Below are 25,780 nucleotides of genomic sequence, written 5' to 3'. Positions count from 1 at the left end.
TCCTCGGAATCAAAACTTGAATCTTTTGATTACAGCGAGAAGATCCTGGCCATCTCCGTCCACTTCTCTCCTTCGGGTGTCCAGGGCGTGGGTGCCTGAAACTTCCACATCAGTTCTTCCCATTCCCGAATCTTTGGATTGTTCTGCGTTGCAAGCGCCATGGCCCGGGCGTCGTAGCGCGCATCGTCCGTTTCCATCGACATCACCATTCGCGTGCCGAGCCGGTAGATCTCCATGCCCGTTACACCGTGCGCATGCAGATGCGCTCGCACCTCGGGCCAGATGTCGCGGTGATAAGCCTCGTATTCGGCGATCAATGCAGGATCGTCTTTCAAATCGAGAGCCAGGAAATGGCGCATGGGTCGCTCCGGTCAAATCAGGAAATAGATCAGGTCAGTGCCCGGTCCAGGTGCGTATACCCGCCGTCCACGAACACCCATTGCCCGGTGGTGTGCGAGGCCCGCTCCGACAGCAGGAACACGACGTTGTCTGCAATCTCCTGCGGCGTCGTCATGCGGCGGCCGAGCGGAATCTTGTCGGTGATCTCGGCGAGCTTTCGGTCGGGTTCGTCGAATGCGGAAATCCACCGTTGATACAGCGGCGTCATCACCTCGGCCGGAATCACCGCATTCACGCGAACCCCGTCTTCCAACAGCGATGCAGCCCACTCGCGCGTGAGCGAAAGCTGCGCGCCCTTGGCCGCGGTGTAGCCGCTCGTGTTGCCCTGCCCCGTCACGGCCGTCTTCGACGAGATGTTGACGATCGCGCCGCGGCTCGCCTTCAGGTGCGGCAGGCAATAGTGCGCCATCACGTAGCAGTGAACGAGGTTGCGTTCGAGCGAACCGACGAAGGCTTCGCGCCCCGCCTCCAGTCCCACGCTGTCGTTCACGCCCGCGTTGTTGACCAGGCCGTCGATGCGGCCGAACTCCGCGGCGGTGTCGGCAATGGCCTTGGCACAGGCGGCCTCTTCCATCAGCTCGAACTGGAAGAAGCGCGCGCGCGGCTGCAGGGCGCGCAGCGCCTCCTCGAACGGTGCGTCGAGCGGATTCTTCCCGCAGATCACCGGCACCGCGCCCTCCTGCGCCAGCGTCATCGAAATGGCTGCACCGATGCCGCTGCCGCCGCCGGTGACGATCACCACCTTGTCTTTCAGATTCAGGTCCATGTTGCGCGGTGCCTTTCTCTATCCGCGGAAACGGTATTGCTCGAGCGACTGCGGCTTCATCGTGATCGAAAAGCCCGCACCCTTCGGCGGCATGTACGCCGCGTTGCGGATCTCGCAGGGCTCGACGAAGTGCTCGTGCAAATGATCCACATACTCGACCACGCGGCCTTCGCGCGTGCCCGAGATGCAGAGGTAATCGATCATCGACAGGTGCTGCACGTACTCGCACAGCCCCACGCCGCCGGCGTGCGGACACACCGGCAGCTTGTACTTCGCGGCCATCAGCATCACCGCGAGGATCTCGTTCACGCCGCCGAGCCGGCACGCGTCGATCTGCACCACGTCGATGCCGCCGCGCATGATGAACTGCTTGAACATGATGCGGTTCTGGCACATCTCGCCCGTGGCCACCTTCACCGGTGCGACGCCCTCGCGGATCTTGCGATGGCCCTCCACGTCGTCGGGGCTGGTGGGCTCCTCGATGAACCACGGCTTGGCAAACGCCAGCTGCCGCACCCAGTCGATGGCCTGGCCGACCTCCCAGACCTGGTTGGCGTCGATCATCAGGTGCCGCTCGGGCCCGAGCACTTCGCGCGCCACGCGCAGGCGGCGGATGTCGTCCTGCAGGTCGCGGCCCACCTTGAGCTTGATGTGGTTGAAGCCCGCGTCGACCGCCTCCTGCGCGAGGTGCCGCAGCTTCTCGTCGGAGTAGCCGAGCCAGCCGGCCGAGGTGGTGTAGCAGGGGTAGCCCTCGGCCTGCAGCGTGGCGACGCGTTCGGCCTTGCCAGCGGCGGCCTCGCGCAGCAGCGCCAGTGCTTCATCGGGCCCGATGCAGTCGGTGATGTAGCGAAAGTCGATGCAGCGCACCAGTTCCTCGGGGCTCATGTCGGCCACGAGCTGCCACACGGGCTTGCCTTCGGACTTGGCCCACAGGTCCCACATCGCGTTGACCACGGCGCCGGTCGCCAGGTGGATCGCGCCCTTGTCGGGACCGATCCATCGCAGCTGGCTGTCGGAAGTAACGTGCCGCCAGAAGCGCCCCATGTCCTCCGCCACCCATGCCAGGTCCAGCCCCACCACCAGATGGCGCATCGCCTCGATGGCCGCGCAGCAGATCTCGTTGCCGCGGCCGATGGTGAAGGTGAGCCCGTGGCCCTCGAGCCCCGGCTGGTCGGTTTCGAGCACGACATACGCCGCGGAGTAGTCCGGGTCGGGGTTCATCGCATCGGAGCCGTCCAGATGCTGCGAGGTCGGAAAGCGCACGTCGAGCACGCGCATGGAGCGAACAATGGTCATGGGGTCTTCGCGGGCAGGCGATCAGTCGTACAGCACAGAGGCGATCTTGGGGTCGGCGATGTTGGTCTTGTCGTACCAGTAGAAGCCCGTGTCGACCACCTTCGGCAGCTTCTCGCCCTTGATGGCCTTCACCGCCATCTCGACCGTCTTGTAGCCCATGCCCACGGGGTTCTGCGTGATGGCACCGGCCATGCTGCCCTCCATGATCGCGTTCTTCTGCTGCTTGCCTGAGTCGTAGCCGATGATCACGACCTTGCCGTTGCGCTTCATCTCCTTCACGCCGTTGACCACGCCGATGGCGGAGCCTTCGTTGGCGCCGAAGATGCCCTTGAGGTTGGGCGAGGCCTGCAGGATCGACTTGGTGATCTCGGTCGACTTCAACTGGTCGCCGCCGCCGTACTGCACGCTCACGATCTTGATGTTCGGGTAGGTCGACTTGATGCGGTTGACGAAGCCGTCGCGCCGGTCGACGCCGGTGCGGCTGGTCTGGTCGTGCACCACCAGCGCGACTTCGCCGCTCTTGCCGATGAGCTCGGCCATCTTGTCGGCGGCGAGCGCGGCGGCGGCCTTGTTGTCGGTGGTGGTGGTAGTCACGGGAATGTCGCTGTCCACGCCCGAGTCGAACGCCACCACCGGGATCTTCGCGGCCTGCGCCTTCTTCAGCAGCGGAATCGCGGCCTGGCTGTCGAGCGCGGCGAAGCCGATGGCCTGCGGCTTCTTGGCGAGCGCGGCCGAGAGCATGTCGATCTGCTTGTCGACCATGGCCTCGGTCTCGGGGCCCTCGAAGCTGACTTTCACCTTCAGGTCTTTGGCAGCCTGCTCGGCGCCCGACTTCACGGCCTGCCAGAACTGGTGCTGAAAGCCCTTGGACACGAGCGGGATGTAGATCTCCTGCGCCTGCTGTGCCTGTGCGAATCCCGACAGGCCGATGAGGGCTGCACCGAGCGTGGTTGCGACTGCTCTTCTCTGGATCATGCGAAGTCTCCTGTGGTTGTGGAAATCCGGGTGGTTCACTGCTTGCTGCTGCTGCGGCGGCGCAGGATGTCCGCGTACACGGCCAGGATGATGATCACGCCCGTGACCACCGTCTGCCATTCCTGCGCGACCGAGAGAATGCGCAGGCCGTTGGTCAGCACGCTCATGATGAAGGCGCCAATGATCGTGCCGACGATGGTGCCCGTGCCGCCGCTGAGCGAGGTGCCGCCAATGACCACGGCCGCAATCGCATCGAGCTCGTAGCCCTGCCCGAGCGCGGGCTGTGCGGAGTTCAGTCGCGAGGCGATCAGCAGGCCCGCGATGCCGCAGATGCCGCCACTCACCGTGTACACCACGATCTTCCAGAAGTCGGTGTTCACGCCCGACAGGCGCACCGCCTCCTCGTTGCTGCCGAGCGCGAAGGTGTAGCGCCCGAGGATGGTCTTGTTGAGCACGAGGCTCGCGGCCATCGCTATCAGGAACAGGATCAGCACCGCATTCGGGATCGGCAGCGACGGAATGAAGTAGCCGATGAGCGAATCCTGCGAGATCGCCGGGAAGTCCGGCGTGTCGTTGAAGTAGATCGGCTTGGTGCCCGAGATCACGAGCGACAGGCCCTTGAGCAGCATCATCATGCCCAGCGTCGCGATGAAGGGCGGGATCTTGAGCTTGGCGATCAGCACACCCGAGACGAAGCCGGCCAGCGCACCGAAGAAGATCGCGGCCGCGATGCCGAGCGCGAGCGGCATGCCCATGTAGGTGAGCACCACGCCGGCCATGACGGCGCAGAAGGTCATCAGCGTGCCCACCGAGAGGTCGATGCCCGCGGCGATGATGACGAAGGTGCAGGCGATGGCGAGCACGCCGTTCACGGCGGTCGACTGCAGGATGCTCACGAGGTTGTCGGTCTGCAGGAACTGCGGCGACGCGAAGCTGAAGAACACCATCAGCGCAATGAGGCTGGCAAAGGCCAGCAGCTTCTGGCGCGTGGCGGGCCGAAAGAGCCGCGCCTTCAGCGAGAAGCCCGGTGCATCGGTGGTCGTCGCGGCGGTGGTGGCGGTGGGGGTCGTCAAGGGGTTGTCTCCAGTCGTCATGCGGTGGCGGCAGCTGCGCGCCGGGTGGCGAGCTGCATGATCTTTTCCTGCGAGGCTTCGCGCCCCCCGAGTTCGCCGGTGATGCGGCCTTCGCACATCACGAGCACGCGGTGGCTCACGCGCAGGATCTCGGGCAACTCCGAAGAGATGATCACGATGGCCTTGCCCTGCGCGGCCAGTTCGTTGAGCAGGCGGTAGATCTCGGCCTTGGCGCCCACGTCGATGCCGCGCGTGGGCTCGTCGAAGAACAGCACGCTGCAGTCGCGCAGCAGCCACTTGGCAATCACGATCTTCTGCTGGTTGCCGCCCGACAGCAGCCGCACCTGCTGGCGCACCGAGGGCGTCTTGATGCTGAGCTGCTTCACGTAGCGCTCGCCGGCCGCCTCGATGGCGCCCTGGTCGATGAACAGGCCCATCGACAAGAACTTCTTCATGCTCGGCAGCGCGATGTTGGTCTCGACGTCCATGCCGGTGGCCAGCCCGAAATGCTTGCGGTCTTCCGACAGGTAGCCGATGCCGCAGGCCACCGCGTCTTCGGGCGATTTGATGTGCACCTTCCTGCCGTGCACGAACACCTCGCCCGCGTCGATGCGGTCGGCGCCGAACACGGCGCGCGCGAGTTCGGTGCGGCCCGCGCCCATGAGGCCCGCGAAGCCGAGGATCTCGCCGCGGCGCAGCACGAAGCTCGCGTTGCGCACCATCGTGCCGCGCGTGATGCCGCGCGCCTCGAGCACGATCTCGTTGCCCGTGGTGTCGGGAAAGTCGTTCTCCACCTCGGTGAGCTGGCGGCCCACCATCATCGCGATGAGCGAGTCCATCGGCGTTGCCGCCATCGGCACGGTGGCGATGTACTGGCCGTCGCGCATCACGGTCACCCGGTCGGCGATGCGCTTGAGCTCGTCCATCTTGTGCGAGATGTAGACGATGGCCACGCCCTGGGATTTGAGCTGGCCGATGATGCGGAACAGGTCGGCCACCTCCTGGTTGTTCAGCGCGGCGGTGGGCTCGTCCATGATGAGCACGCGCGAGTCGAAGGACAGCGCCTTGGCGATCTCCACCATCTGCTGCCTGGCCACGGTGAGCTCGCCGACGGGCGTGCGCGGGTCCAGGCGCAGGTTCATGCGCTCGAAGATGCGCTGCGTCTCGGCGCACATCGCTTCCTCGTCGATGAAGAGGCCCAGGCGCCCCCGCGGCTCGCGGCCGATGAAGATGTTCTGCGCGGCGCTCAGGTGATTCATCAGGTTGAGCTCCTGATGAATGATGCCGATGCCCAGCGCCTGGGCCGCGCGCGGGCTCGAGATGTCCACGGGCTGGCCGTCGAGCAGCACCTCGCCCGAGTCCTTGCGGTAGACGCCCGCCAGCACCTTCATCAGCGTGGACTTGCCCGCGCCGTTCTCGCCCATGAGTGCATGCACCTCGCCGGGCAGCAGGTCGAACTGCGCCTTGTCGAGCGCGCGCACGCCGGCGAAGGACTTGCTCAGGTCGCGCAGGACGACGATGGGTTGCGTCATGGGATTTCCCGATGCAATGGCAGGTTGTAGAAGCGCTGCGCGGTACCGTGCCACACGTGGGCCTGCTCGCCGGTCGCGAGGCTGCCGATGCAGGCCTCGCTGAGGGCGATCCAGCCCGCGTAGTCGCCGGCCAGCGTGAGCACTGGCCAGTCGCTGCCCCACATGAGGCGATCGGGGCCGAAGCATTCGAGCAGGTGCTCCCACAGCGGCCGCACGGCGTAGGTGACGACATCCGCATCGCGGTGCATGGAGGGCGGCGCCTCGGTCCAGAGGCCCGAGAACTTGCAGCAGACCTGCGGCAGCGCCGCGATCTCGCACATCTGACGGCGCCACGCAGCGACGGCTTCGCCATCGGCGCTGCCCACGGGCGGCTTGGCCGCATGGTCGATCACCACCGGCAGTTGCGGCCATTCGCGCAGGAACTGCAGCAGCGGCGCCAAGTGCCGCGGCGTCACGAGCGCATCGAAGCGCAGCCCCAGGCGCACCATGGCCCGCAGCACGTCGGGGTGCGGCGCGTGCGCGATCCAGTCGTCTTGGGGCAGGTCTTGCAGCATCGGCCGCACGCCCTTGAACTTGGGTTGCGCCGCCATTCGCTCCAGCGAGGCGACGGACTCGGCCCGGCTCAGGTCGACCCAGCCGACCACGCCGCCGACCACGTCGTGTGCAGCGGCCAGTTCGAGCATGAAATCCGTTTCGGCTTCCGAGTCGGCCGCCTGCACCAGCACGGTCCGCCCGATGCCATGTGCTTGCAGCAGCGGCACGAGATGCTCGGGCAGGAAGTCGCGCACCAGCGGCGCCAGGGCGGGCACGTCCGCACGCAGCCACGCGTAGTCGCCGCGCGCGGGCCGCCAGAAATGCTGATGCGAGTCGATGCGCTGAATCATGTGGGTCGCGGGCAGCGGGAGTCCTGCCGAAGGTCTTGCCTCTTAGTCCATTTGTGAACATAGTATTTACAGACGAATTTTTGACGTCAAGCCCACTTGATGAGTGCTTACCCGTAGAACCAAACTTGCAAAAAGATAGGTCTGCTGTTGAAATTCATACGTGAACAAATCTATCCATCCAGACATCTTGAGCAAGCCGACCGAAGACCAGGACCGCTACCGCGCACCCGCGCTCGACAAGGGCCTGGACATCCTCGAACTGCTGGCGGACCAACCCGAGGGCCTGACGCGCGGCGAGATCGTGAAAGCGCTGGACCGTGGCCCGAGCGAGATCTACCGCATGCTCGAACGGCTGGTGGCGCGCCAGTACGTGCTGCGTTCGCTCGCCGGCGACCGCTATAGCCTGAGCCTGAAGATGTTCGACCTGGCGCACCGCTACCCACCGAACCACCGGCTGGTCACGCAGGCTCTGCCGGTGATGGACCGCTACGTGAAGGAAGCCGAGCAGTCCTGCCACCTCGGCGTGTACGACCGGGGCAACGTCCAGATCGTGGCGCAGGTCAACAGCCCGGCGGCGAGCAGCATGACGGTGCGGCCCGGCACGCGCGTGAACCTGCTCGACACCGGCTCGGGCCAGGTGCTGCTGGCCTGCGAATCGGACGAGCGGCGCCGGCAGATGGTGGCCGAGCACGTGGCGCTCGACGGCGAGGTGCAGATCCCGCCCGACGAGCTGGAGCACATGCTCGAGGCCGTGCGCGCCACGGGCTACCGGCAGCGCGAGAGCCTGCAGTACTTCGGCGTGATCGACATCTCGTGCCCCATCTTCGGCCCGCACGGGCATGCGCTGGCGGTGCTCACCACGCCGTACATCCGGCGCATCGACCGCCATGCGATCCCGTCGCTGGACCGCGCGCGCGAGCTGATGCTGCAGGCGGCGCGCGACCTGTCGTTGATGGCGAACGCGGCCTGATTACTTCGGGGCCTTCTTCCTTCGCCCGCCGATGGCCCCGGACGCCGCAGCCTCGAGGATGCGGCGAAAGGTCGGGCATTCCATGTGGCTGGGCGCGCGGCACACAGCGGCGTGCCGCAGGCCGTCGCGCATGGCGCTCAGGCTGCGGATCGTGCGGTCGAGTTCGTCCGCCTTGGCCGTGAGCATCACCCGGTCGATGCGCGGCTGCCCGTCGGGCCCGAACATGCGCGCGATCTCGTCCAGCGAAAAGCCGGCGGCACGCCCCAGCGCGATCAGCGCGAGCCGCTCCAGCACGCCGGGATCGAACAGGCGGCGCAGGCCTTGCCTGCCCGTGGAGGCGACGAGGCCTTTTTCGTCGTAGTAGCGCAGCGTGGAGGCGGGCACGCCGGAGCGTTGCGCGACCTCGCCGATATCCAGATGCTTCATCACCCTCTTGACCTCAAGTCGACTTGAACTTGCATAGTGCGGTTTCCGCCTCCCGAAGGCAAGCACAAGGAAACGACCATGGAAGCCACACAACAGCCCGGCGACGAACAGGCCAGGCTCTGGAACGGCCTGGCCGGGCGCGCCTGGGTCGACGCGCAGGCCACGCTCGATCACCTGTTCCAGCCGCTCGAAGACCTGCTCGTCGAAGCAGTGTCCACCAACCCCGCGAGCCGTGTGCTCGACGTTGGCTGCGGCACGGGCAGCACCACGCTCGCCGTCGCGCGGCGGCAGGGCAGCGAAGGCGGCTGTGTCGGCATCGACATCTCGGAGCCGATGATCGCCGCCGCCCGGATCCGCGCCGAACGCGAAGGCACGCCGGCACGCTTCATCTGCGCCAATGCGCAGACCCACGCGTTGGAGCCCGCGAGCTTCGACCGCATCATGTCGCGCTTCGGCGTCATGTTCTTCGACGAGCCCGTGCAGGCCTTCGCGAACCTGCTGCGGGCCGCGAGAGAAGGCGCCGAGTTGCGGTTCATCGCCTGGCGCAGTGCGGCGGAGAACCCGTTCATGACGACCGCGGAGCGCGCCGCCGCACCACTGCTGCCGTACCTCCCTGCCCGCCGGCCGGACGCGCCAGGCCAGTTCGCCTTCGCGGACAGGCAGCGGGTCCATGCGATCCTCGAAGAGAGCGGCTGGGCCGGCATCGACATCCAGCCCATCGACGTGCCCTGCACGATGCCCGGGACGGCGCTGCCCGGCTACCTGAGCCGGCTCGGTCCCGTCGGCCTTGCCCTTCAGCAGGCTGACGAGCGCACGCGCGTGCAGGTCATCGACACGGTGCGCGCCGCCTTCGAGCCCTACGTGCACGGCGATGAGGTCCGCCTGACTGCGGCCTGCTGGATGGTCGTTGCGCGCGGGGCGAACGCCCATGTCTGAGGCTCAGGCGAACAGCTTCCCGTTGAGCGCAATCCGCACGGTCTTCACCGTGAGAACCGCCAGCGCCAGGTTGAGCGCGACCAGCAGCGCCATGGCAATCACCCAGAGCGGCTCGCTCGCGCGCGACCCGGCGTACTTCAGCGCGGCATTGGCGAGCGCGGCCAACGGGAAGCCGATCGCCCACCAGCTCGGCGAGAACGTGGCGCCGCGACGGAACACCTTCGGCGCGACCACCGCGAACATGAAGAGGCCGAAGTAGAAGAGCAGCGAGGCAAAGCGGTCGATCTCGCCGACGATGTTGGTGTACGCGAGAAAGCCCACCGCAAAGGGCGCCACCAGGATCATCAGCGACGGCTCCATGGCGGGAGCGAGCGGGTCGCGATGCACCAGCCGGCCGATGATCATCGTGAAGAGCACGAGCGCCAGCACCGCGCCGACCGCGCCGGCGGCCAGATTGAGTTCGGGCGCCCATGCCATCGGCATGTGCGCGCCGGTGACGGGAATGTCGAGCGTGGCCACGCCCGGGATGATCCAGGCCGGCACGGCGAGCGAGGCATCCACCTGCCCCTTCAGCAGCCTCGACAGGCCGACGAAGCTCAGTACCAGGGTCGCGAGCAGCCCCACGGTCCACGCGAGGTGCGCCAGGGGCGCGCTGTACGGCGCCACGACGGCCGACAGCAGCAGGATGGAAATCGCGATGGTGCCGAAGAAGTTGCCCGCCACGGGGTGGTGGAATTCCGCCTGCACCGCCTGCGGGTGCCTCACGAGCTTTGCCAGGTAGCCCATCGAGATGAGCACGAAGACGCCCAGCGCGAACGCCCCGACGGCCTCGCCGACGATGGCCGGCGCACCCAGGCTGTCGTGCGCGAGCCGCCATGCGAGGGCCAGTCCGGTAAGGCCCATCACCGAGGCGAACAGGTTGACCGGGAGATTGCGCACGGAGGCTTGCGCGCGAGGCGCGATCGACGCAATGGCCGGTGAAGAAGGATTCAGAGCTTGGTTTTGCATGTCGGATGCCCTTGTCTGGATTTGCATTAGTTTGTATTTTCCGCCAGACTCCCACCGTCGTTTTTGCCAACTCACGGCGTTTTCCGCCAATCCCGGGGCCTTGTCTGCCATGCGCGTCGCCATCCTCGCTTTCCCCCGTTTCCAGCTGCTCGACGTGGCCGGGCCCGCCGACGTCTTCGCCGAGGCGTCGCAGCAGCTCGGCAAACCGCGCGCCTACCAGGTCCAGGTGATCGGCACCGGGGAAGGCATGCTCAAGAGCAGCGGCGGATTGCGGCTGGGTGTCGATTCCACGGTGGCCACGCATTGCGGCGCCATCGACACCCTGCTCGTTGCGGGCAGCCCCCGCGTGAAAGACATGGCGACCGACATGCAACTGCAGGATTGGCTCAGGCGTCAGGCCCGCACCGTGCGGCGTTATGGCTCGGTGTGCAGCGGCGCCTTCGTGCTGGCCGCCAGCGGCCTGCTCGACGGCAAGCGCGTGGCAACCCACTGGAAGCTCGCTGGCCGCCTCGCGTCGGACTACCCGCTAGCGAGCGTCGAGGCGGACGCGATCTACGTGAGGGACGGCCAGCTCTTCACCTCCGCCGGGGTCACGGCCGGCATGGACCTCGCGCTGGCCATGGTGGAGGAAGACCATGGCCGCGACCTCGCGCTGAGCGTGGCGCGCCAGCTGGTGATGTTCCTCAAGCGGCCCGGCGGCCAGAGCCAGTTCAGCGCCCACCTGGCGGCACAGACCTCGGAGCGCTCCAGCATGCGCGAGGTGCAGGACCACGTGCTCGCGAACCTCAAGGACGACCTGTCCGTGCCGGCCCTCGCCTTGCGCGCCGGCATGAGCGAGCGGAACTTTGCGCGCATCTTCCGCGGCGAAACCGGAACCACGCCGGCGGAGTTTGTCGAGAATGCGAGGATCGACGCCGCCCGCCGCCTGGCCGAGGAGTCAGACCTGCCGGCCAAGCGGCTGGCCGATGCGGTGGGCTATGCGAACGTGGACGGCTTCAGGCGCGCGTTCGGCCGCCGCCTGGGCGTGAGCCTCGTGGAATACCGCAGGCGCTTCGCCAGCTGACGACGAGAAGGCGAACCGCGACTCGCGCTCCGGCATTACTTTTCGGCGACCCAGAGCCGCGGATAGTCGCGCACGAAGCTGTCTTGCGTCACGCCCAGCGTCGCCGCATAGTCGAAGCGCTTCGCCTCGTAGGCATATTCGGTGTCGCTGCGCCGCTCGTAGCGCTGCATCAGCTCGCTCAGCACGCCGCCGCCGTCGAGGTCGACCCAGGCCGCCGGCGCGTCGGCGCCCTCGCCCTTCGCCAGGTTGAGCCGGCGCAGTTGCAGCAGGTTGGTGGCGGGCGTGAAGCCCAGGTCGAGGTCGACGCAGTGCGACAGGTCGGGCACCGCCTCGTCGTTGAGCTTCCAGTGGCCGCGCGCGTCACGGGCGATCGACAGGTCGACGGCCGAATCGCCGAGCCAGCCGCGCACCGTGCCCCATTGGGTGTGCCAGTGCAGGTCGCATCGCACGCGGTAGTGCAGCTGGCCGTTGCGGCCGTCTTCCAGCCGGAACACGGCCGCACCATCGAGTTGCCAGGCCGAAGCATTGCGTTCGAGGCGGCAGGCGTCGTGGCCGGGTACATCGAGCCTGCGCCAGAGGATGGAGGCGACGGTTTGCATGGCGCGGATGATGGCACCGGCATGCTCCACCACGCAAGCCATGACCCGCGGCGCCCACAGGTGGAAGTCAGGTTCGGGGAACAGGATCGCCACGCATGACGCCACCGGCCGAAACACCAGAGACCCGCCCCGCGCCACCGGTGCCGCGCGGGCTCGACTGGGTCGACCGCGCGGCGATGCCCTTCGCCATCGCCATCGCGCTGCTGCTGTTCGCGCAATGGCCGCTGCGCGACCTTGCCGGCTCGGGCAACGGACCGACGCAGGCCAACGACCTCGCGCAGTGGCTGTTCGCGCTGTACGTGGCCGTGGCGCTGCGGCATGCCGGGCGCCGCGGCGCGCATCTGGTGGCGCGGCCCGACCTGGCCGCCGACACCGCCGGGCGCTATGCGCGGCTGCGCCGCATCGGCGCGGCGCTGTGCGTGCTGCCGTGGGCACTGTTCCTGATCGCGACGGGCACCGTGCCGGTGCTGCGCGCGGTGGCCGCGTTCGAACTGTTCCCCGACACCTTCAACCCCGGCTATTTCATGATCAAGGTGGCGCTGCTGCTGCTCGCGGTGCTGCTGGCGGTGCAAAGCGTGCTCGACCTCTGGCACGAACGTCGACTGCCCGGGCAATAGATGGCCTGGCTCGGACTCGCCCTGCTCGCGCTGGCCCTGGCGCTGATGATGACCACCGGCTGGCCGACCTATGCCGTGCTGCTCGGCGTGTGCACGCTGGGCGCAGCGGCCGGGCTGGCGTTGGGCGCGTTCGATGTCGCGTTGCTGCAGAACCTGCCGTGGCGCATCGTCGGCCTGCTGGAGCACGATCTGCTGCAGGCGCTGGCGCTCTATGCGCTGGTGGGCGCGCTACTCAACCGGCTGGCGCTGGCCGAGCATCTGTACAACGGCCTGCGCAAGGCGCTGGCCTTCGTCGCGCCACGCGCGGCACCCGAGCTGGCCGGCATGGTGCTGGGCCTGATGCTCGCGCCGATGAACGGCTCGGTCGGCGCCAGCCTGCTGATGCTCGCGCGCACCGCCGGCAAGGGCTGGGCACGCGAAGGCCTGCCCGCGGCACGGCGCACCGCGCTCGTGGCCGTGACCAGCACGCTGGGCGTGATCGTGCCGCCCTCGCTGGTGTTGCTGCTGCTCGGCGACGCGATGCTGCGCGCCCACACCGAGGGCGTGAACATGGCGCGCGCGCTGGCGCTGCCCACGGCTGCCGCCGGCGCAGCCAACCGCATCGTCAACACGCAGGACATCCTGCAGGCGGCGCTGGTGCCGGCGGCGGCGTTGCTGCTCGGCTGGCTCGCGGTCGCGTGGTTCGGCGCACGGCGCAAGCCCCGACCCGTGGCGCCGCGCGAGCCTATGGATTGGCGCGAAGGCTGGACGCTGCTGCTCGTGCCCCTGCTGATCGGCGCGCTGCTCGTGCTGGTCACGCTGGGCAAGGTGCGCGCGGTCGAGGGCGCGGCCGCCGCCTGCGTGCTGCTGCTCGGCTGGGGTGTGGTGTCGCGCCAGCTCACGCGACCGGTGCTGTGGCAGGTGCTCGACGACGCCATGGCGCTCACCGGCGCGCTGTATGCGCTGCTGGCGGCCGCCACCACCTTCTCGCTGCTGCTGCGCGGCTTCGGCACCGACGGGCTGATCGCGCGGCTCATGCTGGCGCTGCAGGGGCATCCCATGGTCGGGCTCCTGGTGGTGCTTGCCGTGCTGCTGGCATGCGCCTTCGTGCTCGACGCCTTCGAGCTGATCTTCCTGATCGTGCCCATCGTGATGCCGCCGGTGCTCGCGCAGCTCGACGACGCGGCCTGGATCGCCACGCTCACCCTGCTGGTGCTGCAGGCCGGCTTCCTGCTGCCGCCTTTCGGCTATGCGCTGGTGCTGGCGCGCGGGCAGGCCGCGCCGCGTCCGCCAGTGGCCGCGGTGGCACGGGCGCTGGCGCCCTACCTGGCGGTGCTGGCCACCGTGACCGCGCTGGTGATGGCGCTGCCGGCCACCACGCGCTGGCTGCGCACCTCGCCCACCGCGCTCGCGCCGGCCGAGCCGATGAACGATGAAGCAGTGGACCGCCTGATGCGCGAGATGGCACCGCCCGACGCCGGCGACAGCACCGCGCCACCCGAGGAGAGATAGCACTCGCGGTGTGCCGCACAACGCGCGGCACACGACCTTCGACGCGGGCTAACATCGTCCGCTCGACCATTCAGAGGAGCGCGCAAGTGGAACCCTGGTTCGCCGATGCCAAGCCGATCAACTCGCTGGAGCCCGAGATCGCATTTCATTTGTGGGACGCGTTCAACGCTGCGCCGTACCAGCGGCCCGAGCCGCTCGCATTGCCGGAATTCCAGCGCGCCGAGCGCTTGCGAGTGCGCACCTCGGAGGCCATCGGGCACGAGGCGGAGCTTGCCGCGTACTACGGCCAGGTGGCCGCGCTGGCCCGGCAGCACGCATTGAAACTCCACCAGGTGCGCCAGTATTTCTGGATGGACCTGCGGCTCGACAACGAGGAGGCGGACGTGCACCTGTCCTTCCCCTGGTACGACACCTTCTCTTCCATGGACCACTTCCTCGTCGCCGTGGCCGGGCACGACGAGGGCAATATCTACGACGACCAGGACCAGGGCTGGGCGGTGGAGGTCTGGGCTCGCAACGGCACGCTCTACATCCGCGAAAACGACCCCGATTCCGAAGAACCCGGCCAGGCCGTTGCGCTGCCCAGGGCCGGCCTGCAGGCCCGCATTGCCCCGCTGCGCGAGCGCACCGCGAAGCTCGTGGCCCGTCTTGCAAGCGAGCTCGGCGCCGACGTGTGGACGACGGGCGAAGCCCCTTCTTTCCCGTAGGCCTGCTGCGCCGCGCCGCGGCGCTCAGATCGGATAGGCCGTGAGGATGTAGAACGGCTTGCCGTTGTAGCTTTCCATCTTGAGGATGATCCGCACGCCGGAGAGGTCATTGACGGCCGTGCTGCCGAACTGCACGCCGCGCCCCACCACGTAGCTCAGCACGTGCTCCAGCTCCGGCGACTTGCTGCCCGCGGCCGCCCCGCGCGACCACGCGCGCACCGCGGCGGCGTTGACACGCAGCGTCTCGGTGATCGCGCGCTCCGCGGTGGCAAGGTCGCCAAAGGTGGACACGGCCCTGGGACCCGGCCGGGTGGCGGTTCGCACCCTGGCCAGCAATTGGGCGTCGGTCTGCCCGACATGCCGCGCCATGGTGTGGCCGCCCAGCCTCGATCCCGCTGCGGCCTCGTGCTCGGCCAGCCGGATGCGGCCGCCGCGCATCACGGCGACGATGCGTGCGGCTCCCAGCGCCGATGCCACGACCAGCGGCACCGCCACATCCACCGCAAGCCCGATGCCATCGGCCGTGTCGCGCGAAGCGCCCAGCGCCTCGGCCGCCGAGCTGGCGGTCACGGCGGTGGCCGTGCGCTGCGGCGTGCCGGTCCAGATCTGGCGGCCCGACGTCGCCATGGTGTCGAAGCTGTGCACGCCCAGCACCACGCAGCCGGCCTTGGTCACCATCGTGGGTTCGGGTGCGACGCAGAGCACGCCGGCGCCGACCAGTTCCACGACACCGCCCACCAGCCCCACGGTGCCCCAGAGCCGGTTGCTCCAGCTCGCGGATTCGGGCACGTCCTGCCCGCCCAGTACCGCGGCCATCTGCACCGGCGTCAGCGCGATGCTCAAGCCTTCGACTTCGTCATCCATGCCATTTCCCTTTCCCATGCCATCGGAGGGTCCATCCGCAATCGGCCGCATTCTTGCACGCAGTCGCCCGGCGGGCGAACATCGCCGGAGCGCGAGACAATCGTCAACGTGAGTTCCGAGCCCCCGACATCCCCTCCGATGCGCCGCATCGCCCACCTCGACATGGACGCCTTCTACGCGTCCGTCGAGCTGCTGCGCTATCCGCAGCTCAAGGGCCTGCCGGTGGTGATCGGCGGCGGCAGGCGGCGCGTGGACGAGGCCATCCGCGACCTGCCCGAGGGCGGCACGCTGGCCGACATTCCGGTCGCGGCCTTTCCGCTGCTGAAGGACTACACGGGCCGCGGCGTGATCACCACCGCCACCTATCCCGCGCGGCAGTTCGGCATCGGCTCGGCGATGGGGCTCATGAAGGCCGCCAAGCTGTGCCCGCAGGCCATCATCCTGCCGGTGGACTTCGACGAGTACCGGCGCTATTCGCGCGCCTTCAAGAACATCATCCTGGAGGTCGCCCCGCTCATGGAAGACCGCGGGGTGGACGAGGTGTACATCGACTTCACCGACGTGCCCGGAGGCCAGCGCGACGGCGGGCGCTCGCTGGCGCGGCTGATCCAGACCGCCATCTTCGACGCCACCGGCCTGACCTGCTCCATCGGCGTGGCGCCCAACAAGCTCATCGCCAAGATGGCGAGCGAGTTCAACAAGCCCAACGGCATCTCGGTGGTCTACGAGCACGACCTCGAAACGCGCATCTGGCCGCTGCCCTGCCGCAAGGTGAACGGCATCGGGCCGAAGGCCGACGAGAAGCTCAAGCGCTTCGGCATCGAGACCGTGGGCCAGCTCGCGGCGCGCGACCGCGACTGGCTCGTTGCCACCTTCGGCAAGGCCACGGGCGCGTGGATGCACGAGGTGGCCTGGGGCCGCGACAACCGGCCGGTGGTGACCGAGAGCGAACCCGTGTCGATGAGCCGCGAGACCACTTTCGACCGCGACCTGCACGCCGTGCGCGACCGCGCCGAGCTGGGCGCGATCTTCACCCACCTGTGCGAGAAGCTGGCCGAAGATCTGCAGCGCAAGGGTTACGTGGGCAAGACCATCGGCATCAAGCTGCGCTACGACGATTTCAAGATCGCCACGCGCGACCAGACCATCGAGCGCTTCACGTCCGACGCGAAGACCATCCGCCACACGGGCGGCCTGTGCCTCAAGCGCGTGCCGCTGGAGCGCCCGCTGCGGCTGCTGGGCGTGCGCGTGGGCGCGCTGGCGAAGGCGGGCAGCCCCGAGGCGCTCGCGCCCACGGGGACCGGTGCGCACCGCGCGACGCCGGAGCCCGCGTCGACCACCGCGTCGCTGTTCTGACGGCGCCATGGCGAAACGCTGGCTGCGCCGCACCGCCTTCACGCTGCTGGGCTTCGTCGCGCTGATCGGCCTGTACTTGATCGTGGCCTGCGCGCTGGTGTTCTGGCCCGCCAATGCCAGGCCTGCGAGCGATGCACCGGTCGACGTACAGGCCTGGGTGCTGAGCAACGGCGTGCACACCGACTACGTGTTCCCGATCCGCTCGGCCACCATCGACTGGCTGCAGGTGTTTCCGCTGAAAGACTTCAGGGCGCCGCCGCCCGATGCCGAATTCATCGCCATCGGCTGGGGCGATCGCGAGTTCTACCTGAACACGCCCACCTGGGGCGACCTGACGGCGGCGCGCGCCTTCGGGGCGCTGTCGGGCGGCAACCGCGCGCTGATGCATGTGAGCTACCTGCGGCGCGAACAGCTGGCGCGCGGGGCCTACAGCCTGCCGCTCTCGCACGCACAGTACGCACAACTGATCGGCTACGTGCGCGCCGCTCTGCCCTCGGGCCATGCCTCACCCATCGCCGGCGCGCACTACGGCGACGACGACGCCTTCTACGAAGCCGAAGGCGGTTATCACCTCTTCGAGACCTGCAACACCTGGACCGGCCGCGGGCTGCGGCAGGCAGGCGTCACCGTCAGCCGCTGGACGCCGTTCGACTTCACGGTGACATGGCACCTGAAGCCTTCACGGCCCTGAACCCGCTCAGGGCTTCGGCACGCCGCCCTGCCACTTCGGCCAGTTGGTCACGATGTGATCGACCACGCGCGAGCCCACCAGCTCGATGTTCTCCACCGTCTCCGCGAAGCCGCCGGCCGTTTCGCCCGGGGCCGGGTCCAGGTGCTGCAGCGTGGTTTCCTTCGGGCTGCCCTGGTCGAAGTTGACCGCGCCGCGCAGGCTCATCACGCGGTCGGTGCCGTGCGTGCGCTTGATCACGAGGGTGATGGCGGCGGCTTCCATTTCGGTGATGACGTAGTCGTCGGCGCCGTAGAGCCTGGCGATGTATTGCGCCTGCTTCGACATGCCGGGGCCATGGAAGAAGGTGTCGCCAGTCATGTGCGTGCCGGTGCCGACGAAAGGCGCGCGGCGGGCCGCGACATCGGGGTAGCGCAGGCGGTACTTGCGCGCGCCGTCCGAATCCTTGAGCGGCGTGTCGGCCGAGAGCCTCATGGCCCAGCTCACGAGGTCGGGGTTGAGCTTGAAGCGGCGGTACTCCTCGTAGCCCTTGCGCGGCATGAAGGTCGGCTCGCCGGGCTTGTTCTCCTCGGGGGCCCAGCGGTGGCCGAGGTCGTAGTCGACCAGCCAGGTGGCCCAGCTCACTTCGCCGATGGTGCCGCGCGAAGGCGGCGTGCCGGCCACGCCGGAAATCACGTAGTAGCTCTGTGAGAAGTCGAACTGCGGGTTCAGCAGGATCGCCTGCATCGACGACGACGAGTTGACCTTGCCCATGCCGAGCACCGCGCCGCACACGCCGTCGGCATTGCAGTACACAGGCTGCAGCGCACCGGGCACCGCAATGGGCTTGGCGCCCTTCCAGTAGCGTTCGTACCAATGTTGGAACTCGCCGGCGCGGTCGCCCGTGTTCTGGCCGATCTCGAACATGGCGGCGACGAAGACCTTGACCTTCACGGGCGCGCCCGGGGCCGAGGCGGTCGGAGTGGAAGTGGTGGACGCGCAGGCCGTGAACAACAGCGCTGCGGCAGGCACCGCCAGCCAGCGGGCGGTGAAAAGCGTGGACCTGGAAGAAGTCATTCTGGAACCCGTTCAAGAGGAAAGAAGAAGAAGGCGGCGCAGGCGCACAAGCGCGCCTGCCGCACCGAGGGCGCTTGCGGCGTCCTACAACCGGCGATTGTCGATGCTGGCAAAAGCGCGATGTCGCGCCACCACGCAAACCCCATGCCGGCCTCTTCCCCTCCTGCCAAGCCGCCTTTGAAGCCGACGCCCATCGCCAACGGCCTCGTCTACGTGAACCCCGGCATGCCCGGCATCCGCCGCCTGAAGCACGGCGAGCGTTTCCGCTACCGCGACGCCAATGGACAGTGGCTGCGCGACGTGGACGAGATCGCGCGCATCCGCATGCTGGCCATCCCGCCCGCCTACACCCAGGTGTGGATCTGCCCGCTGCCCAACGGCCATCTGCAGGCCACAGGCATCGACGCGCGCGGGCGCAAGCAGTACCGCTACCACGCCGACTGGCGCTCGATGAAGGACGAAACCAAGTTCGATCGCCTCGAAGCCTTCGCGCTCGCGCTGCCGCGCATCCGCGCCCGCGTGGCGCGCGACCTGCGGTCGACGAAAGGCCGCAAGACGCCCGACCGCACCCAGGTGCTCGCGGCGGTGGTGCGCCTGCTCGACACCACGCTGCTGCGCGTGGGCAACGAGGAATACGCGAACAGCAACGGCTCCTACGGCCTCACCACGCTGCGCAGCCGGCACGCCGCCGTGCAGGGCCAGGCGCTGCGGCTGCGCTTCCGGGGCAAGAGCGGCGTGATGCACGAGGCGAAGCTCGACGATCCGCGCGTGGCCCGGGTGGTGCGGCAATGCCAGCAGCTGCCGGGGCAGGCGCTGTTCCAGTACGAGGACGAGGACGGCGAACTGCGCGGCATCTCGTCCACCGACGTGAACGACTACCTGGCCGAGGCCGCGCAGGGCGAGCGCTTCACCGCCAAGGACTTCCGCACCTGGCACGGCACGGTGCAGGCGCTGGAGCTCACCTTGCTGGCCTGCGAACCGGGCCGCGTCGCTACCGACGGCAGCCGCTACAGCGCCAAGGACATCCTGGCTGCCGTCGCCAGGCAGTTGGGCAACACGCCGGCGGTCTGCAAGAAGGCCTACGTGCATCCGGCGGTGCTGGCGTTGGGCAGCGCGCTCTCGGATGGCGACGAGGCCACGGGTGTGCTGTTCGAGAAGATCGCCGCGCACCGCACCACCAAGCCCTCGCGCGGGCTGCATGCGGCCGAGCGGCGGCTGCTGGCCTTCCTGCGCGCGCAGCGGCGCGGCCATGCGGCGCGCAAACGCGGAAAGACTCAGTTGCCGGTCGCGAGCACGAGGCGCACGCTGTCGCCTTCCAACGCCACGGCGTAGCCGAGGTCTTCGGCCAGGTTCTGCAATGCGACGGCGTCGATGGCCAGCGCACGCGGCGCACGGTGCGCGTCGAGCACGGCATGCGTGCCGCCGGGTTCGCGCGGCAGGGCCGTGAGGCGCAGCGCGTTGGCGCCGTCCGCCTCGACCCGGATCGCCCCGGCCTCGGCCGCGCCGTCGTGCAGGTAGCCCAGCGCACCGAGGAACAGGTAGCGCAGCGCAGCCGCGGCGGGCCAGCGATGCTCGTCTTCCTGCGGGTCCAGCGAAGCGTCCGCATCGAGCGTCACGCCGTGCAGGTCGAAGGCAGAGCGCATCAGGGCCACGCACTGCGCCACCAGCGCGCTGCGGGTGATGCCGTCATCCGTGGTGGCCAGTTCCCAGTCGCGCAGCGAGCGGATCGCCTCGACCAGTTCGGAAACCTGGTTGTCGATCAGCGCCACGCGCTCTTCGCAGGCGGCGGCGTCGATGGTGGCTGCGCCGACCTGCCGCTTGAGCATCAGCAGCGCCATGCGGACCACCGAGACAGGTGCCGCCATGTCGTGCCGCAGGGCGGGCAGCGCGCGCGTGAGCAATTCGTGGCGCACACCGGCGGCAATCCAGCTGCGCGCACTCGGCGAGGACTTCATTTCGCAGCGGCCACGGGCGTCGGGTTCATCGGCACGGTCACGGGTACTTCCTGAAACGAGGGGGAATAACAAGTATCGGCCCCACCTCCCCCCCCCGGGTGTAGGAGCGTGCCTACGATGGCGCCGGCACAGGGCCTGGCCCCTACCTCCAGGCCTTCGCAGGCCGCGATCTTCAGCTGAAATCAGCCCGCAGCCGGCCCGCAGCGCGCCTGCAGTTCGCGCTTGAGCAGCTTGCCGTTGGCGGTGGTGGGCATTGCATCGATCACCTCGATGCGGGCCGGGCGCTTGTAGGGCGACAGGTGTTCGACGAGGTACGCGCGCAGCGCCGCTTCATCGAGCACCGCGCCGGCCTTCAGCTCGACGAAAGCGACGACCTGTTCGTTGCCATCGGCCTCGGGCACGCCGACCACCGCGCACAGGTGCACGCCGTCGAAGCGGCCGACGACGGCCTCGATCTCCGCCGGATAGACGTTGAAACCCGAGCGGATGATCATTTCCTTCAGCCGCCCGACCACGAACAGCGCGCCGTCCTCGCCGAAGCGGCCGAGATCGCCGGTGGCATACCAGCCGCCGGGTCGCATCACCTGCGCCGTGGCGGCGGCGTCGCGGAAATAGCCGAGCATGAGGCCGGGCCCGCGCAGCCAGATCTCACCCGTGGCGCCGGGTGCGGCGTCGTTGGCGTCGAGGGTCACGATACGGGCCTCGCCCCCCTCCACCGCATACCCCGCCGCGGTGTCGGCGCGCGGCGACTCGGTGCGTGTGAGAAACACCGAGCCCGCGTACTCCGACAGCCCGTAGCCATAGTGCAGCGGCTGCCCGAACAGCTGCTCCACGCGCTGCTTGAGCGCCGGGTCGAGCGGCGCGGAGCCGGTGTAGACGTAGCGCAGTTGCGGAAAGCACGGCGCGGCCTCCTCCGCCTCGATGTGCGCCAGCAGCCGCGCATACATCGTCGGCGGCCCGAGCAGGTTCGACACCTGCTCGTGCGCCAGCGCGTGCAGCGCGTCGGCCGGCGAGAAGCTGCCGCGCAGCACCAGCGCCGCGCCGCCCGTGAGCGCAGCCATCAACACCGTGCCGATGCCGAAGATGTGCGTCATCGGCAGGAAGGCATAGACGCGGTCGCGCTCGCCCAGGGCGCGCACCTGGGCCGACACGCGGCCGAAGTGCAGCAGCCCGCGGTGCGACACCATCACGCCCTTGGGCGTGCCCGAGGTACCGGAAGTGAAGATGATGGCGGCCGTGTCGGCCAATGCCGGATCGGGCTCGGTGCGCGCTTCGGCACGCACGGCCGAGCGCATCACGCCACCGAGCGCCGCGGCCGTTGCACCGGCCCTCTGCGCATGCTTTTCAGCGGCTTCGGAGGCGGCGGCCGTGAAGCAGCAGACACGGGCATCGGCGCGCTCGACGATGGCAGCGATCTCGCCCGGCGACATGCGCGCATTCACGCCGCACGACCATGCACCGACGCGGCTGCAGGCCATGAGCAGCGCGATGTGCGCCGCGCAGTTCTCGGCCACCAGCACCACGCGGTCGGTCGGCCGCACGCCGGCGGCCAGCAGGTCTTGCGCGGCAACGTCGACCATCGCCTGCAGCGCGGCATAGGTCGTCGTGCCCGCAGGCTCGAAGAGGAAGACGGCATCGGGCCTGCTTGTCGCGCGTTCTTCCAGCAGGCTGTGGATACGGCGCATCGGCTATTCCGCCTCGATGCCCTTGGACGCGGTCGCCCAGAGCTGGCGGTCGGACTTGCCCTTGGCCGCCAGCAGGTCGGCCGCGCCGGACCACACGTCGTAGCCCTGCTCGCGCAGCCGGCTCGCGATGTCCTCGCGCGCGAGCATCTTCTGCACGGCGGCGTTCATGCGCGCGACCAGCGCCGGGTCCATGCGCGCCGGACCGTACAGGCCGAACCAGCCGCCCACGTCGTAGCCCGGCACGCCCGATTCGATCATCGTCGGCACCTCGGGCAGCATGCGGTTGCGCTGGCGCGAGGTGACGGCCAGCGCGCGCACCTTGCCGGTCTGGATGAAGGGCTTCGAGGTGGCGATGATGTCGAACATCATGGTCACGGTGCCGGCCATCACGTCGGCGAGCGCGGGCGCACTGCCTTTGTAGGGCACGTGCGTGAGCTGCACGCCGGTCATCTTCTCGAGCAGCGCGCCGCTCAGGTGGTTGGACGCGCCCACGCCCGCCGAGCCATAGAACACCTTGCCGGGCCGTGCCTTCGCATAGGCCAGCAGCTCGGCCACGCTGTGCACCGGGACTTCGTTGTTGACCACGAGCACGTTGGTGTAGTCCACCAGCGGCGCGATGGGCGTCAGGTCCTTCATCGGATCGAAGGCCATGTGGCGCTGCACGTTCGGGTTGATGGTGATGGTCGGGCTCGCCCCGAAGAACAGCGTCGCGCCATCGGGCTGTGCTTTCGCGACCGCGTCGCCGCCGAGCGAGCCGCTGGCGCCGGGCCGGTTGTCGACGATGACCTGCGTCCCGAGTGCCTGGCTCAGCGCGGGCGCGAGCAGGCGCGCGGCGCCGTCCACCGGGCCGCCCGCGGAATAGCCGACCACGAGCTTGATGAGGGACGGCAAGGACTGCTGCGCGAAGGCGCGATGGGGCACGGCGGCCAGCGCCGCGCTGCCCGCCAGCGCGGCCACCCATTGCCGGCGCGAAAAGTCGATCGAGGTCATGAGCGTTGTCTCCTGTTATGAATTGCTTTGGCGGCTGCGTCGCTCACGCCGGCAGGTCGAGGACTTGCCGCGCGAGGATGTTGCGCTGGATCTCGTTGGTGCCGCCGTAGATCATTGCGGCCGTGGAGCCGATGAGCGGCGCGAGCACGTTGAAGGTCTGGCCGTCGAGCACCTGGTCGCCGGCCACGGCGCCCTGCTCGTCGCCCGCTTCGACCAGCAGCGCGCCGATGCGGTGGTAGGTCTCGCTGGCCCAGATCTTCAGCAGCGACACCGAAGCCGGCAGCGGCTTGCCCGCACGCACGATGTTCGCGAAGCCCGTGTACGCCGCCGACAGGTCGAGCACGTCCAGCCGCAGCGCTGCGAAGCGCTGCGCGAACACCGGGTCGGCGAACAGGCGCCGCGCCTGCGCCAGCCGCGCGAGCTGACCCAGCGCGTATTGCGACTGCTTGGGGCTGCCGAGGAAGATGCGCTCGAAGCCCAGCAGCGCCTTCGCGATGGTCCAGCCGCCGTGCAGCTTGCCCACGAGGTTCTCGGCCGGCACGCGCACGTTGTCGAAGAACACTTCGCAGAACTCGGGCTCGCCCGCCAGCGTGCGGATCGGCCGGATGGTGATGCCCGGTGTGCGCAGGTCGCACAGCAGGAAGCTGATGCCCTCCTGCTTGCGCGCCTCCTTGTCGGTGCGCACCAGCATGAAGATGTGGTTGGCGTCCTGCGCGAGCGTGGTCCAGATCTTCTGGCCGTTGACCACGAAGTGATCGCCCTGCGCATCGCGCGCGGGCAGGGCTTCGGTGCGCAGGCCCGCGAGGTCGGAGCCGGCGTTGGGCTCCGAATAGCCCTGGCACCACACATGCTCGCCGCTCAAGATGCGCGGCAGAAAGCGCTGCTGCTGTTCGGTCGTGCCGTGCTGGATGAGCAGCGGCCCGATCATCACGATGCCCTGGTCGGGTGCGCGCGCCACGCCGTACTGCTCCAGCTCCTCGATCCACGCGATGAGCTTGTCGGCGGGCAGGCCCATGCCGCCGTGCGCCTGCGGCCAGGCGGGCGCGATCCAGCCCTGCGCCGACAGCGTGAGGTACCACTCGCGCATCTCGCTCCAGCGTGCGCGGTGCGAGAGGTAGCGCAGCTGCTGCGGATAGCGCTGCTGCAGGAAGGCGTGCACCATGCGGCGGAACTCGGCCTCGGGCATGGTGGACCAGTCTGCCGTGCGCGGGAACTCGCCTTTCCAGGTGGCCGCGCCCGTGGTCGCTTCGGCATCTCCAGCCAGCACGGCATGCCGCCGCTGATGCGCACTGACATTCCCAAGCCACGCCGACAGGCACAGCACCCGCTTGTAGAACAGGCTCAGGTCGCACTCCTGCGTATAGCCGATGGCGCCATGCAGTTGCACCGAGGTGCGCGAAGCCTGCAGCGCGGCGGCCGTGCAGCGCGCATTGACGCGGCTTGCCTCCGCTTCGAGCCGGTCGACCGTCAACCCCTGCCCTGCCACCGCCAGCACCTCGTTCAGCGTGGCCTGCGCCACTTCGAGATGGATGAACATGTCGACGCAACGGTGCTGCAACGCCTGGAAGCTGCCGATGGGCTTGCCGAACTGGGAGCGCGTGCGCAGGTAGGCCAGCGTCTGCGCCAGCATGGCCTGCCCCGCACCCAGCAGTTCGGCGGATTGAAGGATCTGGCCGGCCGCGAGTGCATGGCGCAAGGCATCCTGCGCAGCCGGCCCTTCGGCCAGCACGGCCTCCGGCGGCAAGGCGACCTGCTCGAAGCGCAGGTTCGAGGCCTGGCCACCATCGACCAGCGGCACCAGCGCCTCCGTCACGCCTTCGGTGCCGCGCGGCACCCACAGCAGCACCGCGTCGTCGTCGCCGCGCGCCGACACCAGCCAGCCGCTGGCGCCCGCGCCGGGCAGCACCATGAGCTTTTCGCCCTGCAGCAGCACGCCGCCAATGTGGCCGGGCCGCGGCTCGCAGCCGCAGGCCAGCGGCACGGCGCTGAGGTCGCCAGCGCTCTCCTGCCATGCCAGCGCGGGCAGGCTGCGGCCTGTAACCAGTTCGGCGAGCAAGGCGTTCGCGCCCGGCGTACCGAGCCGCGCCAGCAGCAGCGCACTGAGGCCTGCCACGGCCAGCAGCGGCTCGGGTGCCACATGCTCGCCCGCGGCCCGCAGGATTTCCGCTGCGCCGTCGAGCTCCAGTGCAAGACCGCCGGCCGATTCGGGAGCCAGCATGCCGGGCCAGCCGAGCTCGGCGATTGCGCGCCAACCGTGCGCCTCATCGGCATCAGCTTGTTCCATACGCTCGCGCCGCCGCTGGATGGCGCGGCTGCGAACGAAGTAGTCGAGCGCCGCTTCGCGCATCGCCGAAAGTGATTCGAAGTCCATCGCCGCAGCGTGACAGAAGGCCCCGCCGGGCGGCATTCGCATTTGCCGAAGGGAGGGTTTTGCAATCACGCAG

25 protein-coding genes are annotated in these 25,780 nt (G+C 68.7%); 9 read left to right on the top strand and 16 right to left on the bottom strand.

The features are described 5' to 3' along the window. Positions 1 to 29: 29 nt before the first annotated feature. From AC1DFC_RS00455 to AC1DFC_RS00425, 7 genes are read right to left on the bottom strand one after another with little or no spacing between them, the layout of a single operon-like run. Positions 30 to 359: an L-rhamnose mutarotase gene (locus tag AC1DFC_RS00455; RefSeq protein ID WP_413332387.1), complete on the bottom strand. Its 330-nt coding sequence runs from the start codon at positions 357 to 359 to the stop codon at positions 30 to 32. A 29-nt stretch (positions 360 to 388) separates the two neighbouring features. After that, positions 389 to 1,165 (bottom strand): SDR family oxidoreductase, encoded by a 777-nt coding sequence (locus tag AC1DFC_RS00450; protein ID WP_413332389.1) that lies wholly within the window; start codon positions 1,163 to 1,165, stop codon positions 389 to 391. Positions 1,166 to 1,183: 18 nt separating this feature from the next. Continuing rightward, entirely contained in the window at positions 1,184 to 2,461 is a 1,278-nt protein-coding gene (locus AC1DFC_RS00445; protein ID WP_478178532.1) for an L-fuconate dehydratase, read from the bottom strand. A 21-nt stretch (positions 2,462 to 2,482) separates the two neighbouring features. After that, complete coding sequence (locus tag AC1DFC_RS00440) at positions 2,483 to 3,436, bottom strand: ABC transporter substrate-binding protein (RefSeq protein WP_007830384.1); 954 nt, start codon at positions 3,434 to 3,436, stop codon at positions 2,483 to 2,485. A gap of 35 nt (positions 3,437 to 3,471) precedes the next feature. Continuing rightward, positions 3,472 to 4,509 (bottom strand): ABC transporter permease, encoded by a 1,038-nt coding sequence (locus AC1DFC_RS00435; RefSeq protein WP_413332393.1) that lies wholly within the window; start codon positions 4,507 to 4,509, stop codon positions 3,472 to 3,474. Positions 4,510 to 4,526: 17 nt separating this feature from the next. Next, the gene (locus tag AC1DFC_RS00430) at positions 4,527 to 6,041 is read right to left on the bottom strand and encodes a sugar ABC transporter ATP-binding protein (RefSeq protein WP_413332395.1); all 1,515 of its coding nucleotides are present in this window, start codon (positions 6,039 to 6,041) and stop codon (positions 4,527 to 4,529) included. Beyond that, positions 6,038 to 6,925 (bottom strand): amidohydrolase family protein, encoded by an 888-nt coding sequence (locus AC1DFC_RS00425; RefSeq protein WP_007830381.1) that lies wholly within the window; start codon positions 6,923 to 6,925, stop codon positions 6,038 to 6,040. Before AC1DFC_RS00425 ends, AC1DFC_RS00430 begins: the two co-directional genes overlap by 4 nt. 187 nt (positions 6,926 to 7,112) lie before the next feature. Here AC1DFC_RS00425 and AC1DFC_RS00420 point away from each other — a divergent pair, with 187 nt between their 5' ends. Further along, complete coding sequence (locus tag AC1DFC_RS00420) at positions 7,113 to 7,895, top strand: IclR family transcriptional regulator (protein WP_007830371.1); 783 nt, start codon at positions 7,113 to 7,115, stop codon at positions 7,893 to 7,895. Here AC1DFC_RS00420 and AC1DFC_RS00415 read toward each other — a convergent pair whose 3' ends face one another. Further along, positions 7,896 to 8,321 (bottom strand): helix-turn-helix domain-containing protein, encoded by a 426-nt coding sequence (locus tag AC1DFC_RS00415; RefSeq protein ID WP_007830370.1) that lies wholly within the window; start codon positions 8,319 to 8,321, stop codon positions 7,896 to 7,898. A gap of 78 nt (positions 8,322 to 8,399) precedes the next feature. Here AC1DFC_RS00415 and AC1DFC_RS00410 point away from each other — a divergent pair, with 78 nt between their 5' ends. Beyond that, a complete protein-coding gene (locus AC1DFC_RS00410; RefSeq protein WP_478178531.1) occupies positions 8,400 to 9,257 on the top strand; it encodes a class I SAM-dependent methyltransferase in 858 nt (285 codons plus the stop codon). Between the two features lie 3 nt (positions 9,258 to 9,260). Here AC1DFC_RS00410 and AC1DFC_RS00405 read toward each other — a convergent pair whose 3' ends face one another. Continuing rightward, complete coding sequence (locus AC1DFC_RS00405; protein WP_478178530.1) at positions 9,261 to 10,265, bottom strand: SLAC1 anion channel family protein; 1,005 nt, start codon at positions 10,263 to 10,265, stop codon at positions 9,261 to 9,263. Between the two features lie 109 nt (positions 10,266 to 10,374). On the opposite strand from AC1DFC_RS00405, the gene AC1DFC_RS00400 reads away from it, so the two are divergent. Continuing rightward, positions 10,375 to 11,328 (top strand): GlxA family transcriptional regulator, encoded by a 954-nt coding sequence (locus AC1DFC_RS00400; RefSeq protein WP_413314262.1) that lies wholly within the window; start codon positions 10,375 to 10,377, stop codon positions 11,326 to 11,328. A gap of 35 nt (positions 11,329 to 11,363) precedes the next feature. Here the strand turns inward: AC1DFC_RS00400 and AC1DFC_RS00395 are convergent, their stop codons facing one another. After that, complete coding sequence (locus AC1DFC_RS00395) at positions 11,364 to 12,020, bottom strand: putative glycolipid-binding domain-containing protein (protein ID WP_413314264.1); 657 nt, start codon at positions 12,018 to 12,020, stop codon at positions 11,364 to 11,366. A 2-nt stretch (positions 12,021 to 12,022) separates the two neighbouring features. Between AC1DFC_RS00395 and AC1DFC_RS00390 the strand changes: the two genes are divergently transcribed. From AC1DFC_RS00390 to AC1DFC_RS00380, 3 genes are all read left to right on the top strand, one after another. Continuing rightward, positions 12,023 to 12,544, top strand: coding sequence for a hypothetical protein (locus AC1DFC_RS00390; RefSeq protein ID WP_007830359.1), 522 nt, complete (start codon positions 12,023 to 12,025; stop codon positions 12,542 to 12,544). Next, the gene (locus AC1DFC_RS00385; protein WP_478178529.1) at positions 12,545 to 14,035 is read left to right on the top strand and encodes a TRAP transporter large permease subunit; all 1,491 of its coding nucleotides are present in this window, start codon (positions 12,545 to 12,547) and stop codon (positions 14,033 to 14,035) included. It abuts the gene before it with no gap. Positions 14,036 to 14,121: 86 nt separating this feature from the next. Next, positions 14,122 to 14,742: a hypothetical protein gene (locus AC1DFC_RS00380; protein ID WP_478178528.1), complete on the top strand. Its 621-nt coding sequence runs from the start codon at positions 14,122 to 14,124 to the stop codon at positions 14,740 to 14,742. A gap of 24 nt (positions 14,743 to 14,766) precedes the next feature. Here the strand turns inward: AC1DFC_RS00380 and AC1DFC_RS00375 are convergent, their stop codons facing one another. Further along, the gene (locus tag AC1DFC_RS00375) at positions 14,767 to 15,606 is read right to left on the bottom strand and encodes an RNase A-like domain-containing protein (RefSeq protein ID WP_007830353.1); all 840 of its coding nucleotides are present in this window, start codon (positions 15,604 to 15,606) and stop codon (positions 14,767 to 14,769) included. Positions 15,607 to 15,744: 138 nt separating this feature from the next. Between AC1DFC_RS00375 and dinB the strand changes: the two genes are divergently transcribed. Next, complete coding sequence (gene dinB / locus AC1DFC_RS00370) at positions 15,745 to 16,962, top strand: DNA polymerase IV (protein WP_478178527.1); 1,218 nt, start codon at positions 15,745 to 15,747, stop codon at positions 16,960 to 16,962. Positions 16,963 to 16,969: 7 nt separating this feature from the next. Next, positions 16,970 to 17,653 carry a TIGR02117 family protein gene (locus AC1DFC_RS00365; RefSeq protein ID WP_478178526.1) on the top strand — a complete coding sequence of 228 codons (684 nt, stop codon included), beginning with the start codon at positions 16,970 to 16,972 and terminating at the stop codon, positions 17,651 to 17,653. Between the two features lie 6 nt (positions 17,654 to 17,659). On the opposite strand, the gene AC1DFC_RS00360 is transcribed toward AC1DFC_RS00365, so the two are convergent. Further along, positions 17,660 to 18,706 (bottom strand): purine-nucleoside phosphorylase, encoded by a 1,047-nt coding sequence (locus AC1DFC_RS00360; RefSeq protein WP_478178525.1) that lies wholly within the window; start codon positions 18,704 to 18,706, stop codon positions 17,660 to 17,662. Positions 18,707 to 18,850: 144 nt separating this feature from the next. On the opposite strand from AC1DFC_RS00360, the gene AC1DFC_RS00355 reads away from it, so the two are divergent. Further along, entirely contained in the window at positions 18,851 to 20,038 is a 1,188-nt protein-coding gene (locus tag AC1DFC_RS00355; protein WP_413332416.1) for a DNA topoisomerase IB, read from the top strand. Here AC1DFC_RS00355 and AC1DFC_RS00350 read toward each other — a convergent pair. The 4 genes from AC1DFC_RS00350 to AC1DFC_RS00335 form a co-directional block, all read right to left on the bottom strand. After that, on the bottom strand, positions 19,981 to 20,661 hold the full coding sequence (locus AC1DFC_RS00350; protein WP_007830343.1) for a hypothetical protein: 681 nt from the start codon (positions 20,659 to 20,661) through the stop codon (positions 19,981 to 19,983). The two genes, AC1DFC_RS00355 and AC1DFC_RS00350, sit on opposite strands and share 58 nt — an antisense overlap. Before the next feature lie 182 nt (positions 20,662 to 20,843). Continuing rightward, complete coding sequence (locus AC1DFC_RS00345) at positions 20,844 to 22,346, bottom strand: class I adenylate-forming enzyme family protein (RefSeq protein ID WP_478178524.1); 1,503 nt, start codon at positions 22,344 to 22,346, stop codon at positions 20,844 to 20,846. Positions 22,347 to 22,349: 3 nt separating this feature from the next. Then, a complete protein-coding gene (locus AC1DFC_RS00340) occupies positions 22,350 to 23,336 on the bottom strand; it encodes a Bug family tripartite tricarboxylate transporter substrate binding protein (protein WP_413314275.1) in 987 nt (328 codons plus the stop codon). A 43-nt stretch (positions 23,337 to 23,379) separates the two neighbouring features. Continuing rightward, positions 23,380 to 25,707, bottom strand: coding sequence for an acyl-CoA dehydrogenase family protein (locus AC1DFC_RS00335; protein ID WP_042672959.1), 2,328 nt, complete (start codon positions 25,705 to 25,707; stop codon positions 23,380 to 23,382). Positions 25,708 to 25,780 lie beyond the last annotated feature (73 nt).

Source organism: Variovorax sp. 10L421 (assembly GCF_056395365.1).
This window is presented reverse-complemented; position numbering and strand designations above follow the sequence as displayed.

Coding starts and splice junctions, on each gene's coding strand:
- AC1DFC_RS00390 (WP_007830359.1), top strand. CDS start 12,023: ATGACGCCACCGGCCGAAACACCAGAGACCCGCCCCGCGCCACCGGTG.
- AC1DFC_RS00405 (WP_478178530.1), bottom strand. CDS start 10,265: ATGCAAAACCAAGCTCTGAATCCTTCTTCACCGGCCATTGCGTCGATC.
- AC1DFC_RS00425 (WP_007830381.1), bottom strand. CDS start 6,925: ATGATTCAGCGCATCGACTCGCATCAGCATTTCTGGCGGCCCGCGCGC.
- AC1DFC_RS00365 (WP_478178526.1), top strand. CDS start 16,970: ATGGCGAAACGCTGGCTGCGCCGCACCGCCTTCACGCTGCTGGGCTTC.
- AC1DFC_RS00430 (WP_413332395.1), bottom strand. CDS start 6,041: ATGACGCAACCCATCGTCGTCCTGCGCGACCTGAGCAAGTCCTTCGCC.
- dinB (WP_478178527.1), top strand. CDS start 15,745: ATGCGCCGCATCGCCCACCTCGACATGGACGCCTTCTACGCGTCCGTC.
- AC1DFC_RS00360 (WP_478178525.1), bottom strand. CDS start 18,706: ATGACTTCTTCCAGGTCCACGCTTTTCACCGCCCGCTGGCTGGCGGTG.
- AC1DFC_RS00350 (WP_007830343.1), bottom strand. CDS start 20,661: ATGAAGTCCTCGCCGAGTGCGCGCAGCTGGATTGCCGCCGGTGTGCGC.
- AC1DFC_RS00335 (WP_042672959.1), bottom strand. CDS start 25,707: ATGGACTTCGAATCACTTTCGGCGATGCGCGAAGCGGCGCTCGACTAC.
- AC1DFC_RS00410 (WP_478178531.1), top strand. CDS start 8,400: ATGGAAGCCACACAACAGCCCGGCGACGAACAGGCCAGGCTCTGGAAC.
- AC1DFC_RS00385 (WP_478178529.1), top strand. CDS start 12,545: ATGGCCTGGCTCGGACTCGCCCTGCTCGCGCTGGCCCTGGCGCTGATG.
- AC1DFC_RS00340 (WP_413314275.1), bottom strand. CDS start 23,336: ATGACCTCGATCGACTTTTCGCGCCGGCAATGGGTGGCCGCGCTGGCG.
- AC1DFC_RS00400 (WP_413314262.1), top strand. CDS start 10,375: ATGCGCGTCGCCATCCTCGCTTTCCCCCGTTTCCAGCTGCTCGACGTG.
- AC1DFC_RS00450 (WP_413332389.1), bottom strand. CDS start 1,165: ATGGACCTGAATCTGAAAGACAAGGTGGTGATCGTCACCGGCGGCGGC.
- AC1DFC_RS00445 (WP_478178532.1), bottom strand. CDS start 2,461: ATGACCATTGTTCGCTCCATGCGCGTGCTCGACGTGCGCTTTCCGACC.
- AC1DFC_RS00440 (WP_007830384.1), bottom strand. CDS start 3,436: ATGATCCAGAGAAGAGCAGTCGCAACCACGCTCGGTGCAGCCCTCATC.
- AC1DFC_RS00375 (WP_007830353.1), bottom strand. CDS start 15,606: ATGGATGACGAAGTCGAAGGCTTGAGCATCGCGCTGACGCCGGTGCAG.
- AC1DFC_RS00415 (WP_007830370.1), bottom strand. CDS start 8,321: ATGAAGCATCTGGATATCGGCGAGGTCGCGCAACGCTCCGGCGTGCCC.
- AC1DFC_RS00345 (WP_478178524.1), bottom strand. CDS start 22,346: ATGCGCCGTATCCACAGCCTGCTGGAAGAACGCGCGACAAGCAGGCCC.
- AC1DFC_RS00355 (WP_413332416.1), top strand. CDS start 18,851: ATGCCGGCCTCTTCCCCTCCTGCCAAGCCGCCTTTGAAGCCGACGCCC.
- AC1DFC_RS00455 (WP_413332387.1), bottom strand. CDS start 359: ATGCGCCATTTCCTGGCTCTCGATTTGAAAGACGATCCTGCATTGATC.